Annotated in this window: 13 protein-coding genes; 9 read left to right on the top strand and 4 right to left on the bottom strand. The window is 34.4% G+C overall.

From position 1 onward, the window contains the following. Positions 1 to 260 precede the first annotated feature (260 nt). From PQ461_RS20220 to PQ461_RS20190, 7 genes are all read left to right on the top strand, one after another. Positions 261 to 950 carry a hypothetical protein gene (locus PQ461_RS20220; RefSeq protein WP_274207378.1) on the top strand — a complete coding sequence of 230 codons (690 nt, stop codon included), beginning with the start codon at positions 261 to 263 and terminating at the stop codon, positions 948 to 950. A 90-nt stretch (positions 951 to 1,040) separates the two neighbouring features. Then, complete coding sequence (locus tag PQ461_RS20215) at positions 1,041 to 1,682, top strand: hypothetical protein (RefSeq protein ID WP_274207377.1); 642 nt, start codon at positions 1,041 to 1,043, stop codon at positions 1,680 to 1,682. Continuing rightward, entirely contained in the window at positions 1,679 to 2,500 is an 822-nt protein-coding gene (locus tag PQ461_RS20210) for a hypothetical protein (protein WP_274207376.1), read from the top strand. Before PQ461_RS20215 ends, PQ461_RS20210 begins: the two co-directional genes overlap by 4 nt. Continuing rightward, positions 2,490 to 2,777: a hypothetical protein gene (locus tag PQ461_RS20205; RefSeq protein WP_274207375.1), complete on the top strand. Its 288-nt coding sequence runs from the start codon at positions 2,490 to 2,492 to the stop codon at positions 2,775 to 2,777. Before PQ461_RS20210 ends, PQ461_RS20205 begins: the two co-directional genes overlap by 11 nt. A 74-nt stretch (positions 2,778 to 2,851) precedes the next feature. Beyond that, positions 2,852 to 4,036 carry a tyrosine-type recombinase/integrase gene (locus PQ461_RS20200; RefSeq protein WP_274207374.1) on the top strand — a complete coding sequence of 395 codons (1,185 nt, stop codon included), beginning with the start codon at positions 2,852 to 2,854 and terminating at the stop codon, positions 4,034 to 4,036. Between the two features lie 82 nt (positions 4,037 to 4,118). Continuing rightward, positions 4,119 to 4,697: a helix-turn-helix domain-containing protein gene (locus PQ461_RS20195; protein ID WP_274207373.1), complete on the top strand. Its 579-nt coding sequence runs from the start codon at positions 4,119 to 4,121 to the stop codon at positions 4,695 to 4,697. A gap of 122 nt (positions 4,698 to 4,819) precedes the next feature. After that, positions 4,820 to 5,209, top strand: coding sequence for a hypothetical protein (locus tag PQ461_RS20190; RefSeq protein WP_274207372.1), 390 nt, complete (start codon positions 4,820 to 4,822; stop codon positions 5,207 to 5,209). A 479-nt stretch (positions 5,210 to 5,688) separates the two neighbouring features. On the opposite strand, the gene PQ461_RS20185 is transcribed toward PQ461_RS20190, so the two are convergent. Together PQ461_RS20185 and PQ461_RS20180 are read right to left on the bottom strand one after the other, a co-directional pair. After that, positions 5,689 to 7,287 carry a hypothetical protein gene (locus tag PQ461_RS20185; protein WP_274207371.1) on the bottom strand — a complete coding sequence of 533 codons (1,599 nt, stop codon included), beginning with the start codon at positions 7,285 to 7,287 and terminating at the stop codon, positions 5,689 to 5,691. 10 nt (positions 7,288 to 7,297) lie between these two features. Beyond that, positions 7,298 to 9,967: a lantibiotic dehydratase gene (locus PQ461_RS20180; RefSeq protein ID WP_274207370.1), complete on the bottom strand. Its 2,670-nt coding sequence runs from the start codon at positions 9,965 to 9,967 to the stop codon at positions 7,298 to 7,300. Positions 9,968 to 10,051: 84 nt separating this feature from the next. Here PQ461_RS20180 and PQ461_RS20175 point away from each other — a divergent pair, with 84 nt between their 5' ends. Together PQ461_RS20175 and PQ461_RS20170 are read left to right on the top strand one after the other, a co-directional pair. Further along, complete coding sequence (locus PQ461_RS20175) at positions 10,052 to 12,232, top strand: peptidase domain-containing ABC transporter (protein ID WP_274207369.1); 2,181 nt, start codon at positions 10,052 to 10,054, stop codon at positions 12,230 to 12,232. Then, on the top strand, positions 12,229 to 12,756 hold the full coding sequence (locus PQ461_RS20170; protein WP_274207368.1) for a hypothetical protein: 528 nt from the start codon (positions 12,229 to 12,231) through the stop codon (positions 12,754 to 12,756). Before PQ461_RS20175 ends, PQ461_RS20170 begins: the two co-directional genes overlap by 4 nt. A gap of 23 nt (positions 12,757 to 12,779) precedes the next feature. Here PQ461_RS20170 and PQ461_RS20165 read toward each other — a convergent pair whose 3' ends face one another. Together PQ461_RS20165 and PQ461_RS20160 are read right to left on the bottom strand one after the other, a co-directional pair. Beyond that, positions 12,780 to 13,838: a methyltransferase domain-containing protein gene (locus PQ461_RS20165; protein WP_274207367.1), complete on the bottom strand. Its 1,059-nt coding sequence runs from the start codon at positions 13,836 to 13,838 to the stop codon at positions 12,780 to 12,782. Between the two features lie 17 nt (positions 13,839 to 13,855). Further along, the gene (locus tag PQ461_RS20160; RefSeq protein ID WP_274207366.1) at positions 13,856 to 15,160 is read right to left on the bottom strand and encodes a Kelch repeat-containing protein; all 1,305 of its coding nucleotides are present in this window, start codon (positions 15,158 to 15,160) and stop codon (positions 13,856 to 13,858) included. Positions 15,161 to 15,272: the final 112 nt, after the last annotated feature.

The raw sequence follows: 15,272 nt of genomic DNA, 5'->3' as shown, positions 1-15,272 counted from the left end.
GCAGGCGTACAACTGTAGCTACTGCAGAGAGGAACGGGAATCCCAAGCACAATAAACTATAGCGCACGCCTGTAGCATGTGCATTTAGTCTGTACTTGTGCTTTAAAAATTTCCCGTTTTCTCTGCAAGTCTTAACTAACGCAAGATCGTTATGACAATATGTTCTATTATTTATCTATTCAATATTGATATGATTAATTTTCAAGGCTAATATCTTAAAATCTTTCCAATAACTAAATTTGTATGAAATACATATAAAAATGACCCTTGAAGACGCTAAATATCAGATAAGTATTAACGTTTCAACAATTAAGAAGCTTTTACAAATAAGAAGTATTGCCGTTGTTCCTAATCAAGAGGGTAACAACTACATCATATTTAATGATTTCAGCACTTTGGAAACCTTTGAAAACGAGGTGTTGGATTCATATTATATTGAGCTTGAAAGCTTAATCAATATTTGTTATCTAAATGAACTTGATGCAAACAAGCGAGCACTATTAGTAGAAAGCATTATCGAAGTACTAACGTTTGAAGAACATTATTATGATTCTAATCTTGGAATTGAACAGCCTTTTTCGTTGAGAGAAAAACAATTGATTCATCAGTTCGAGGAACTGCAAGTAAAGCTTCAAATACAAATAATAAATCAATTAACATCTGCCTATCTATCTAATAAAAAGGTAAATATGGCTAAAATAGCAAAGCTTACGTGGAAGGGGGAACAAAAGGAATTAGCAGAGTTATTTGATCAGCTCAAAAGAAAAGGTTGGATTACTGTAAAAGGGAGCAATGCATCGTATTACAGAGCCCTTGCTGCATTGTTTGAAGTGCCTGGAAGCATAAGCTTGGAAGCGAATCTTAAGGATTATCATCGAAACGATGCTCCAAGTCCAATTACTACCCAAGGCTTGTTTAGTGTAATACAGCCTAATCCATCAAATAATTAACTGTTTGCCAGTGTGTTATCTATCATGGGGATAGTTTGGTGATTGCTGAGGATTGATTTCTTGTGGACTTTTGCACTATAAGCAAATCAAATGAAGAAACAATCCCAACAACTTTTGAGTATCCTTCAGAAAGTTCAGAAGGAACAGTTCGAAATTTTCGACATCGGGGACACTAAAACAATCACAGAAGTAGAAATAGCAGAACTTTCAAGACCCGATTTTCATAAAAGGCAACTTGTAGAAAGCCGTGTAAGCAGTATTGTCAAAAGTTTATCTACTTATGGCTTTATAGGAGGTATAGTAATCAATGGTTCTAACAAAGAGGTCTTAGATGGCTGGCATAGAACTGAGTTTTGGAGAGAGTTAGGAAATGAATTTATTCCCGCAATACAAATTTATCCACCAAATCAAACTGTCGCGAAAGAAATTCACCTGCGGCTTAATCAAACACATGCCGGCTTTGACTTAAGTGAGTTTGATCTTCATTTTCCTGGCTTTGATCCTTCCGATTTTGGCCTTACAGAAGATGAAATTATTCAAGCAGGCCAAATTGCAAAAAGGCACGAGGATAATCGTTCCAATTTAACTGAGCCAAATCACGGCGTTCGTTTTGCTGCTGTTATCCCTTCGAGGGATGCTTTATTGCTAAAACAGCTAAAGAATCGATGGCACCTGCCAACTATGGGCCATGTTATAAGCAAATTGTTGAACCAAATGCCTGTTCAATTATGAGGCATATCGAAGTTATAATTCAAAAAAACATTGGCATATTAAAGAGCAAGCCAAACCTGGCACATATATCTAAACCATTAATAGATAGGGAAGCCTGTATATACGAGGGGGGTAACCTTATCGCCATCTATAAAAAAGCAGAATTTGACCTTACAGAGGTACGCTCAGCTTGCCTGAATCTGAAGTTTGGCAAAGTTCAACGCCAAAGTGGGATTTTAACAAAGACATTAACTATTAATGCATCTGCCCGAAATGCAAGCCGTAGCGATTATTGTCGGCATACCAAATTTAGACAAAATCATCCTGAACTGCACGACGTGTTTTTGAAATATGGGCGGCTCATGTCAAAACCCTATAAGAAGTACTTCAAACCGCAATATGCCAAACAAGTGGTAGCAAACTTCAGCAAAGGGGGAGTAAATGCGTCTTATAGAATTAGCGGAACACCATTTACAAGTGGCGTTATTAACAAAAATACTTCATTAGGATATCATAAGGACAGGTTGAATACTAAAGATGGCCTTTCTTGTATGCTAATACTTAAAAGTGCTGTTTCTGGGGGCGAACTGATACTTCCTGAATTAAACATAGCCTTTGCCTGTCAAGACGGCTATATTCTATTGTTTGACGGTCAGCGTTTTTATCACGGGGTAACGCCGATTATAACGCCACAGAATGGTTTAGCTTACCGTTATACAATTGTTTATTACAATAACAACGGTATGAGATTATGCCTTCCACCACAGCAGGAGCTTGAGCGATATGCGCTACAGCTTGATTTGCAGCTTGAACGTAAACTCTATTTAAATGAAAAATAAGATGACAATCGAGGCGAAAAAGACTACGTTTTTACAGGAACTAAAAAATGCATTAGGTATCAAGGCTTTGGCCTGTAAGAAAACGGGTATAGGCCGTACAATGCTTTATCAATATCTGAATAATGACCCTGATTTTGCTCAACAAGTAGTAGATATCGAGGAAAGTTTTAAGGACTATGTTGAAGGCCGTTTCTTTCAAGAATACGTTTTGACCGGAGACAGGGCGGCAATGATGTTTTACCTAAAAGCAAAAGCCAAAGACAGGGGATACCGCTAAAATCGAAACGCAAAACTTTATAAAACAAAATAAGCGTTGGATATTAGCCACAATTAAAACATAATCAAATAGTTATGAGGTTGACATATAATATCAAAGCAGTTTTAAGACCAGATAAGAAAAGGTGCGATGGGCTTGTCCCCATTTACCACTCTATTCGAGTTGGACCTGCCACTAACAGGGTTCCAACCGGAAAATATATAAGTGAGAAAGATTGGGATAAATCGACATCGCTTCCTAAAAAGAATACCAAACTCAACCAGCTACTATCGAAGTGCCTTACTGATAAGATGGATAAATGGTGGACGGAAATGCTGCAAATGGAGTCATTAGGAAAAACAGTCACGTTGACCAGCGCTTGCGCCTTCTTCCAGGAAAATGCCAAAGTAACATTTTATAGCTTCTTCCAGGAACAAATTGATTTGTGGTCTGAAAGTAAAGCCGAGAACACCTTGAAGTCTTACCGGTCAACATTAAATGTGCTCAAAGAATTTGCACCAAAAGCAGATTTCGGCGACCTGTCATATGAGTTCGTTCAAAAGTTTGATCTGTATATGGGTAAAAAACGAGGGAACGGAACAGGAGGGAAATTTGGGAGACACAAGAACCTCAAGAGCATCATCAATGAAGCGATAAAAAAAGGTTACTATCCTATGGATCAGCATCCATACCGTTACTTCAAAGTCAAGTCAGCAGTAGGAAAAAGACAATTCTTAAGTGTTAAAGAAGTCAACCAGCTCATGGCATTTCAAGTGCCTGAAAAAGCTTCTTATCTTAATAAAGTCAAAGACCTGTTCCTATTCGGTTGTTTTACAGGATTGCGTTACTGCGATGTGATGAGCCTGACGTGGAATAACATTGACTACAGTACTAACACTATTACGGTCGAGATGACCAAGGTGAAAAAGCAGGTTACTATACCCCTGATGTATGTTACCAAAGACATTATTGAAAAATATGGGAAACATACGATCAAGTCCAAAACAACATTGGTCCTACCACAGATCACCAATCAAGCTTTGAACCGGGACTTAAAAGTGCTGATGGAAAAGGCGGGCATCAATAAACCGATCAGCTCCCATTCCAGCAGGCACACCTTTGCGTCAAACCTGATAGAAGCTAAAACCAATATCCTATATGTCAAAGACCTGCTGGGGCACTCTAAAATTACCGAGACACAGATCTATGCAAAAAGCCTTCAAGCTGACCTCCACGGTAGCATGGAGAATTTAGCTGCGATGTACAATAAAGCAATTTAACATGTCAAATGAAATTCAAGAATAATTTATGTTTCCATGCTACCTATCCGCATGGAAAACGAACACTAAATCATGGAAAAAGATGAAAAACGCAACTGAAAAAGTCAAAGCAAATCAACCGTATCATAAACAACCACGTTTAACCGAAGCAATGAAAGTTAGGTTGGTTAAGCAAACTAAAATGCTTTATATCAATAAGGATTTCATTGAATTTATAGAAAGCACGATCAAGAAACTTCCTGCCAAAGACAAACTTGCTGCACTTTACTTCTTTAAAAAGCTTGCGGTTCAAGTGCCCAGGTACCCTGACCCCGACTTCTATCAGGCATTTAAAGATGAGATCGATGAAGAAATGTCAGATGTAAGCGAACAATTGAATTTCGAGCCGATCAGATGGATCACTGCAGAAATAGAATATTGGTTAAATTCCTCAGAAAGGCTAACAGTTGAGGATGTGAATCAAAAGCTCGATGTGATGCAGGATGCCAAGAAACGCCTGAGCAAAGACTGGCTCACAAAAGAAGAAGTAATGGAGCTGTTCAGATTCAGTAGGGCAACACTTAACAGAAGGATATCAGAAGGGATGCCCCATCATAAGAACGGTAAAAAAACATATTTCTATCAAGAGGAAATCAATAAGTGGATGAAAGAAGCGGCCTGAACCTAAAAAGTTCAGGCTTTTTTAGTGCTTTTTAAGACCCAAGGGCAACGATTGGGTAACGAGCTGAATAGATAAGCAGGCGGATATTATTATTCAGCCTCGGTCAAGATTTAACATTAAAAATGGAATTATACAATAAAGTGAAGAAAACTTTTAAAACTCATGATATAAGGGAGCACAAGCACCAGCAGCATTGTCCGATATGTAACCGGTACGTAGCATATTCTGACAGGTATCCCAATTATGTATGTAGCAAATGCGAAAGTTTAACTGTTGATAAGATGGGGTTAAAAGTTGGCTTCTTCAATATCACGCTTGACGGCCACGGTTGCCAAGGAAAATACCTTGACAGTGGCAAGCTTTACCGATCAACCAAATGCTTCATCAAAAATATCCAGTGTAAAGCAGAAGAGGCCTACTTAGGTGGTATCATAATCAGGCCGTTTAAGCGTAACCGTAATCGAAGCTCTGCATTAGATCCTGAGTTGTTGACCTGTAAACAAATTCCTTGAGCAAAATCATTTTAGGGTTTTCAGTTAAAAGGGGATTGGGGGTAAGGGAAGGATGGATGGGCGAAGCCCAGACAAAATTCCCTCTAAATCTCCCTTTTTGATTGAATGAAGAATATTCAACTAATGAGGATTTATAAATAAGTATCGACATACATGCGTTATTTTTGAGATAGTCACGATTTAATTAGACAGTTACGATAATTAAAGAATGTAAATGAGATTAGAATAAATGATAACACAAGCAAAGATCATCAAAACAAGTTGGGCATATTAGATCTTGCTCAATATTTAGGTAACGTATCACAATACTGCAAATTAATAGGCTTCTCACATGGTGGTTTCTACCTATTCAAGGAACTTAATGAACAAGGTGGCGAGTTGGCATTGCAGAAATATCCAGGCACAAACCCTTTGTAAATAACCGTGTTGAAGAACATGTGAAAAAAGCTGTTGTCGAAAAGGTTGTTTACCTGCAGAAATTACCTTCTTACATTATCAATCGTTGTAACTGATTTTGACGATTTATTAATGTGATAATATAGTAACTCAACTAAGTACGACCACTCTTTTTCATCAATTTCAAGAATTGAAAATATAACTTCTAATTGTTTTCTTATAACAAAACAAAGTGGTGTTCCTTCGTAATTATACTCCAATAGCTTTTCTTCAAATTCAGGAATAAGTATGTCAGTCTGATTTAAATTGTTCAATAAGTCATTTATGTGATTAGCTAAGTCTATTTGCCAATCATCCATATTTTTTAGATCCAGGTTATTTAAGATTCCAATTAAATTTATCAATTCTTTAGATTGAGCCTGGTAAATAGAGTTTAACCTTACATCATCAAGTACATTAGTGTTTGTTGCCTCAATCCATTCTTTTGTATTCTCATGATTATAGTTGTATAAAGCCCAACTATCCAAAAGATAATTTAGAAAAAAAGTTGTCGCTAATGAAGACTTTGTTAAATATGAATTATAAATAATCAATATAGATAAACCAAAAACAGTTTTATTGACATCTCTATAATCCTCATTCAAAATTAAATTTTTACTTAAATAAAAATAAAATTTCATGCTGATGTCGAGAGCTGATTGACCACCATTAAATTTTTCGATAAGGAAAAAGCTGGCTGGTCGAATGGCTTTGAAAGAGCTACTTAAATTAGTTGTGATATTGTTTATTATTTCTTCATTACCTCTGAAAACTACAAAATTGTTTGTATTATTCATATATTTGAAAGGCTGACTCAATAAGCATATTTCAATATTGTTTGCATTCTCCCTAGTAAAAGAATGTAATGTTTCACTTATCGAATTTTCATCTTGAAATTCGGCCACCCAGTAAGTCCCCCAACGGAAATCAAATGTGTAAGTACTGAAATTATTATTTTGGATTAATTCACTATATTCATCAACATATCGTTTGATGACTTTTATTTTCAAATATATATCGTTATTATAAAGCAGTAAACTTTCCAAATCCAAAAATAATTTAGGGTTCACTATTTTTAAAAGGCGTGTTTTAAATTTTCCAATTGGTGTCCAGCCAATTGATTTAGACAACTCTAAATCAATTAAAGTATTGATCAGATTAAAAAAAGTAAAATTTCCTTCTAAGGTATTTGGTCTTGTAATATAATCGTTGTAAAATTTATTCAAGGATATGACATCTATTCTAAACTTATTATTGTCAATGCTTTTAAGTTCATTTTTTTGATTGTAGAGTTCAAATGCTAATTTTTTGTAGTTGGATAATTGGTTGTTTTGATCTTTTAAAATCTTTCCATCCTTCAAAGAGTTTATGATATTTTTTTTTCCTGCGTTTGCTTCTTTTAAAAGAAAAAGTTCAAAATTTTTTGCTGGTATAAACCCGATATCAAATCTTTTTCCATTGAAATATTGATCCTTTATACCTTTATAGAATACTGTATTATACAATAGGAAAACATCTATATCTTTTTGTTCATCGTAATAGGTGTTGAAAGCCTGACTTCCAAAGACCATTACTCCCTGTGCGAAAGGAAAATATTTCTCGACTACGCTAAGAATAGCGTCAGATAATAATTCTTTTTTCATTTAAAAACTACTAATCACTAACTTCTATATAAAATTCAGTTGCATAATGACTATTATTTTCAAGTTCGATTTGTTGATTACTTGTAGGCAACATTTCTTCAAGAAGAATTTTATCAGCAGCTTTTTTAAGCAATTTGAGGAGCAAAGTAATGTATAAAGGACTTGTTAAATCTAAAAATTGAGGTTTTCTGTCATCAATGTTTATACGGTCTGAAAGTTTTGAATTAATTCCTTCCCCTTGTAATCTAATAAAAACCCGATCAGGAATTTGATGTTTAATTTTCCATTCTTGCAGCCGTATATAGTAGTTGTATTCTTCTTCACCTATTTGAATAATTGGAATTTCCGAAGTTTTGATGATCCACTGGTTCCTTTTAAGAATTAACCTATCAGTTAATGTTATTCTTGGTATAAAAATAAGATCTGACTGTTCAAATTTATTGATGAATGCTTTTGTAATATAATGAATTAGTATATGGAAACTTGTCTTCTCTGCATAGGAAAATGTCGTTAAAAAGTTATATAACTCAGATCGGCCTTTGGGTACCTGAAACCCCATATCAAACGGATAAATCCGTTTACCTGATTTATTATCCATCAGCATCAGCTCTTCTTTGTCATGGCATGGACTTATGCTGATATCAAATACAGATAATTGTTTTTCGATAGGTAATGAATTATGTCCTCCAGGCATCCGTATCTCGTTGTTAAATAATGCAGGATGGAGGTTTGCACCATGAAAAGAGGCATCCTGAAGCTCACAAAATATTGACTCTACCGGTCTTAAATTATCATTTTGTTTTTTAATCTCAGTTGTAACTTCATCATCAAACATATGTAGAAAACGTGAGAACATTTTGCCATATCCAGAATAGAATGAGTTGACTATCAATTTTTCGCAGATGTACTTCTCGTTTTTAGGCGCTAGTGTCATTTGAAAAAAACCAGCGTAAGACTTGTTTCCTACATTTTCAGGATAAAATTCGACTTCATTATTACAAGCATCTAAAATTTCTGAAGTGATTCTAATTTCATTTTTATCGTCGTTGAAATAATCTAAATCTAATAAGGATATTAGTTTATCTTTCCATCTGTCATATTTTAATAAATGGTTTTGATAAGCATCTTTTAAATCCTTATTTTGATCTTCCTCGGGTGTTGCTTGAGATTTCGAAGTCCTTTTCAAAAATTTATAATAATCCTGATAATACTCGATAAGAGGAACCGTTGTCTTATGAGGGTAGAAATTTTTATAAAAGTTGAATGTTTTGATTTTGTCGTGCCTCCTGCCATCTAAGAAGCTTAATTTACGTATCGCTTTTAGTAATAATTGAAAATCCTCCTCAATTCCAGCGCCGCCTATTTCTATTTCAATGTTGGATTTAACATCTTCAAAAAACAAGCTTTCTTTTTTGATGGCATTTTGGAAAAATTTTAAATAATATTCGGTATCAACGGTTAATGGTTGTGCATAATCATTGGTTAAGAAATTTTCTATTTGCTGATAGCATTCACTTTGAATAATGATTTTTTGGGATAGTGAGACTAGATGATATCTTGATTGTTCATATGCTAGTTTTTTGAGGATTTCACCAAACTTATCTAATTTGGATGAGTTGACCTTGTTTATGACATTTAACATGCTAACCAGCCATTGTGCGTCTAGGGGAGAGTATCCTAAATCAATTTCCAATAGTCCAATTTTTATGCAGTTCTTTAAAAAGTCAATCAGATAGTTCTTCTCAATATCAAATTCTTCTGTAATTTTGTTAATTATATCAATAAATTTCAAGTTACCATAAATCAAAAGGGAAATTATCAGTTCACATAATGCGTTTGAGTCAACAGTCTGGAAATGATCAATATTCTTTAAGTTTACCAAAAAACTGTACCCCTTACTGTCTTTTCGAAAAGTAGAATTCAACTTTAAATTTAAGTCGATAAAAACTTCCTCATAAGTAAGCAAGACCTCAATGAAAATTAACTGAAGTAAATTGTTAACTTTTGTATATTTTATTATTTTTATTGGTTTTTTTTCAACTTTGACATAAGGATTTGCATCATCACTCTGTACTAACTTCGAAATTGTAAGATTGGTGAAGGTGCTGAATGGTGATGTTTTTGTACTTGCTCTAGATAAATATTTAATTAAGCTTTTTTCTGCTTGTGAATATTTCTTATCAATTGTTATAGATTGTTGTTTGCCTATCTTCTCGATTTGACTTAATAATAGGTGACTTGACTGCGCTACAGCATTTTTAAAAGTATCATTTTGAACTTGTATACGCAGCGATTGTCGTTCATGTAGAATTGTTTTGGAAAAGATGTATTGGCCTTTTTGATTTTCATCTTCCAGAGTTAAAAAAATGGACTGAAATCTCTTATAAGTAAAAGCTATTTGAGGAGAAGCTTCCAATATTAAATTCTTGTCACTTTCATTTAAGTCCTTATCCTGAAAAATCTTTCTTCTTATGTTTTGAATTTTCTGTTGTAAGCCATGGTTTGTAAGTGCTTGGTTGTGGTCGTGTAATTCTTCAAGAAGAATTATTTTAATTTTTGTGAGCTCATCTTTAATATTGATATACTTTATGGCTGCGGCCAGTAATAGTTCCGAACTCTGACATGCCGTTTCAAATGAAAGACCACAAGTTCTGGTAAGTACATGATTAAATAATTTCAAGGTTGAGGTAATTATATTTCCGGTAAAATAAAACTTTTTTTTCGTTTTACAGCGCTATTTAATTACTTTAAGAACATCGTAAATATGAAATTCCCATTCTATAAGCAGCACGACCAGACAGACTGCGGCCCAACCTGCTTGCGTATGATTGCAAAATTTTATGGACGCAGCTACAGCCTCAACACAATGAGGCAAATCACAGAAATAGGACCTGAGGGCGTCTCATTTAACAATATCTTGAAAGGTGCTAAAAAGATAGGACTCGATGGATTTAGTTGTCAAATTTCACTTGAAGGGTTGTATCAGGTTAAACTTCCCTGCATATTGCATTGGCGTGGAAATCATTTTATCGTTTTATATAAAATAAAAAAAAATAACTTCTTTTTGGCTGACCCATTAAATGGCTTAGTTAAAATGAAAGAATCTGATTTTCTTGTTTCTTGGCAGTCAAAGAAATTTTCATCAGATAAGGGATTGGCCTTGTTTTTTAATCCTTTACCAGAATTTTGTGCAGATAGCGGTGAAGAGAGCGATAAGATCAACTGGCGTTTACTAAGCAAGTATCTTACGCCTTATAAAAAGCTTTTTTCGCAGCTAATTCTTGGCCTGCTTGTGGGAAGCCTTATACAATTAATTATTCCCTTTTTAACCCAATCTATTATTGATGTGGGTATCGGAACTGGAAATTTTACATTTATTTATCTCGTCATTCTGGCACAGGCAACGTTAATAATAGGCAGGTCTAGTATTAATTTTATAAGGTCTTGGATATTACTGCATATAAGTACGCGGATAAATATTTCTATACTGACAGATTTTCTAATTAAACTGATGAGGTTACCCATAAATTTCTTTGACTCGAAAAAGGTCGGGGACATACTACAAAGGACAACTGATCAAAGAAGAATCGAAAGCTTTTTGACAGGGTCAACATTAACAACTATTTTTTCTGTATTTAACTTAATTGTATTCACAGTAGTCCTTATTATGTATAGCGTTAAAGTTTTTATCGTATTTATGATAGGAAATTTTCTATACACAATATGGATAATTAGTTTTTTGAAGCGCAGAAGGACTATTGATTATCAAAGATTTGATATTTCATCTACTAATCAAAGTACGATGATTCAAATCGTAAACGGTATGCAAGAAATTAAGTTAAATAATTATGAAAATGAAAAGAGGTGGGAGTGGGAAACTTTGCAGGCAAGAACTTTTAAGTTTAGTATAAAAGCTCTGTCATTAAATCAATTTCAGCAAGGTGGTTCCATATTAATTAATGAATCAACCGGTTTGCTGATTACATTTTTGAGTGCGCAGGCAGTAATTAACAATGAAATTACGCTGGGTACTATGGTTGCAATACAGTACATAATTGGGCAGTTAAATATGCCAATTCAGCAGTTTATTTCTTTTGCTCAATCTTTCCAAGATGCAAAGATAAGTCTAGAAAGACTCAACGAGATATTTGAACTTGACGATGAAGAATCTCTGGGGTCAGATCTTTCATCTGAATTGCCTACCGAAAAGAGCATCAAATTTGAAGATGTAAGTTTTAGATATCAAGGCAGTTCTGAAAATTTTTTATTTAAAAATCTGAATCTGTCGATTCCAGAGGGTAAGGTTACTGCTATCGTAGGTATGAGCGGTAGTGGGAAGACGACAATATTAAAACTTCTACTAAGATTTTATGAAGTCAATCTTGGAGTAATCAAAATTGGAGATCATTCGCTGTCATCAATATCTTTTGAAACTTGGAGAGCGGAATGTGGCGTTGTTATGCAGGACGGCTTCATCTTCTCAGATACAATCAGGAAAAATATAACATTAGCAGATCCTGATCCCGATGATGCAAAGATAAAAAGAGCATTGATAATGGCCAACATAGAAGATTTTGTATCCTCATTGCCCATTGGAATTGATACAAAAATAGGTGCCGAGGGCACTGGTCTTAGTCAGGGACAGCGTCAAAGAATATTAATTGCAAGAGCTATTTACAAAAATCCATCTTACATTTTCTTTGATGAGGCGACAAATGCGCTTGACAGTACGAATGAAAAAATTATCATCGAAAACTTAAACGATTTTTTTCGCGGGAAAACGGTAGTTATAGTAGCTCATCGGTTGAGTACAGTAAAAAATGCTAATAATATTATTGTTTTAGAGAACGGTTGTATCGTTGAACAAGGTACGCATTCCCAGTTAGTAGCCTCAAAAGGCCAATACTACGCGCTTGTGCAAAATCAATTGGAACTAGGTACATGAAAAACTTAAATTCTAAAAAGTACGCTAAAAAGCATACAGTTGAAATCGATAATATAATTCTTTCCAGCCCGCCATGGGCGATACGGTGGGGAATTTTTCTATCATCTTTATTCTTATTTTTCACACTATTATTGTTATCTCTAATCGATTATCCGGTTATAAAGACAATTGAATCAAATACATTAATCAATTGTTCTGAAGGTAATAATTGCTATTATTATTCATCTATAATTATTCCTATAAGGAAACCGATAGACGACAGGCTCGAGAAAGATATCATCATTAAAGCCTACGATGTTAAATTAAAGCGCAATGCTGCCTTAAGTTTGAAGCTGTTAAACGTAACGCCTATAACCGAAACCGAAACGCTTGTAAAATTCAAAATCGATTCCTCAATAAAAAGACTTCTAAGACAAAATCCACACTTAAAATTACATTTGTCGGTTGTTGTAAAGAGAACCTCAGTTTTAGAAAAAATAGTCGACTCTGTGGGTATGAGATTAAAAACCTTATACCCTCAGTGACTTTAGATAATTACCAATAGATATCAAGTGCAAGAATATTTTGTGAAAATGGCTATAGTTGACAATGATTCCAAACCATCCCGAATCCACCAATGAGGAAGTATTTCAAATCCATATTCATGATCATTGATCACTCTAGCTGCGAACCTGGAAAATTCTTCGCGACTGAGCTCAAAACGATGATCGGGATGTCGGAACCCTTCTTCTGTAAGCTTGAGATATTTATTATAGTTCTTATTGGGAGTTGTGATAATAACTACTTCCGGTTTTACGTTGTTAAAAATATGCTTGATGGTCTGGTTTAGTTCTTGTTCTGTAAGATGTTCGATTACTTCATTTAAAGTGATGCAGTCAACTCCCGGCGGCCATTTTTCAAAACAGCATATCGAATCATTGACCATAGAAATTAGTCCTGAATGAATTTGTCGTTCGAAATATGCTGTCGCATGTTGAAAATCATCAAGATTTATTTCAATACCACAGATTTGAATGTCAGGCAATGCACGATTTAAACGTGTAATAAAGTTGCCTTTTCCACATCCTAATTCAAGTACAAATCGTGATTTTTTTGCAATAATCTCTTGCAATACGATCTCGTGCCTTGCTTGATGCGCATCTACTGGGCCGGTTAAAGAAAGCAGTAAAGTGTATAAATTACTTAAAAATTCAGGTATTTGATTGAGAAGACTTATTGATAATATTTTACTACTTGATGATTTAAGAACTGTGAAATTTATCTTATGATAGTTCGTAAACATATCAAGTGTAAGTTTGATTCTTTTGTCAATAATTGATTCATAAATTGGAATTTCAATTAGCCAGTTAAAAATTTTCGACTGATTGGTTTGGATACTTTTCGAAGTATTGGGTCTCAATAATAAGTGATAAAATCGATTACTTAAAATCTTAATGGCAGAGTCATTTATGACTTCTTCAATATTTGAAATGGTAATGTATGTAAATTCCCTTTTAGAATCTTCGCTTCTAAAAGTGGAGTATCCGCTTGTATCCTTAATTCTTTTCCTTAAATCTATGACTTCTTGATCGTCTGGACGACTGCAAAGTGTAATTCTGATATTCACAAGTAGACTTTATACTTTTACTGATTAGTTATCAAACTTTCCAAGTTTGCAACCTGGACATTGTTTAGTCCGGTAATATTACCGTCACCTTTCCCCCCAATTATCATTAAATGATTATATAAAATGACAGAAGCTGAGTGTCTTCGACCCGTCATGTTAGACTTGAGCTTTGTGAACTCTCCAGTTTGCGTATTTAGGAAGCCTAAGAATGTTTCTTTTTCATAACCTCCCGAAACAAATATCAAATTACCTATAGCAGAAAGACCGTTTCCTGAAACTTCTTCTGGTAATTTTCCTAATAATTTCCAGTATTTTTCTCTAATGTTGTAACTGTAGATATTTCTACTTATATGTGCATTCTGCGGGTTAAATCCACCTAATATATATAAAATGCCATTTATAATTCGACCACTTGTCTGTAATTTTTCTGGCATGTTCGGGAGCCTTGTAAACACATTGGTCACGGGATCATATTCATAAAAATCGTTGGTTGCTTTGCTGGATGTATAGTTGTTAATATCACTGCAGCCTCCAAATAGATAAATTTTATTAGCCCAAGTATCCGATCCACCATATGCTGATGGCATCGGATTTTTTACATTTAATATCTCTACTTTCCCTGTGTTGACATCAATTGTTTCAACGTTTTCAAAATATGTAAAATTGACAAGCGAGGTTATTCCTCCAAAAACATAAATTTTATTTGAAATCGGTAAATAAGTAGCAGTTGATTGAATTGTAGGTTTTAAATGGTTAGCTAACAGGCTCCACGTATTAGAATGCGGGTCAAACTTTAGTGCTTGTGTACATACTGTAGCACCGGATTCCCCGCCAATAGTGTAAGCATACCGACCATCGGTTGCGTAAGCTTGATAATAGAGTGGAAACGGTAGAGCTTGAATGTTTTTAAATATTAAGTCGTATTTACTAGGTATAATCTTTACCTCATGTAAGGAGACGATATCATCTTTTAGTGTTACAGCAAGTGATTTTACAGACATAATGTCTAGCCCTTTAAGATTTTTTGTCTGATAGCCTAGACAACTTATTATAATGTTATCATCAGCTTTTAAATCTTTCGATTCCAGTTCCATTTTCCCGGTATTATCAAATGGACGTGAATAATTCTGCGATGTGTTGGTTAATGTGGCAAATGGTATCGGACTGCCACTTTGATCTTGAATTAATAAGGAATAAACTTCAAAAGAAATAAAGCGATTTGACATTATTCTATGTTTTCCTGGCAAAGAAAATGAGATGAATCCTAAAGCTAGCGCTAACGGCAGGCTTTTTAATTTAAAAATGGTAAGGCAATATGTCATGATAAAGTTTAATAGGTCATTAGACGTATATCTAACTTTTTAAGCAAATAAGTCAATATTTTAATCTAATACAAATATAGTCTACAAGCACATTTGAATGTGCCCTAGAATT

Origin of the sequence: Mucilaginibacter sp. KACC 22063 (assembly GCF_028736115.1) — a bacterium.
GTDB lineage: Bacteria > Bacteroidota > Bacteroidia > Sphingobacteriales > Sphingobacteriaceae > Mucilaginibacter.
The sequence above is the reverse complement of the archived record's forward strand: the minus strand, read 5'-3'. Positions and strand labels throughout refer to the sequence as shown.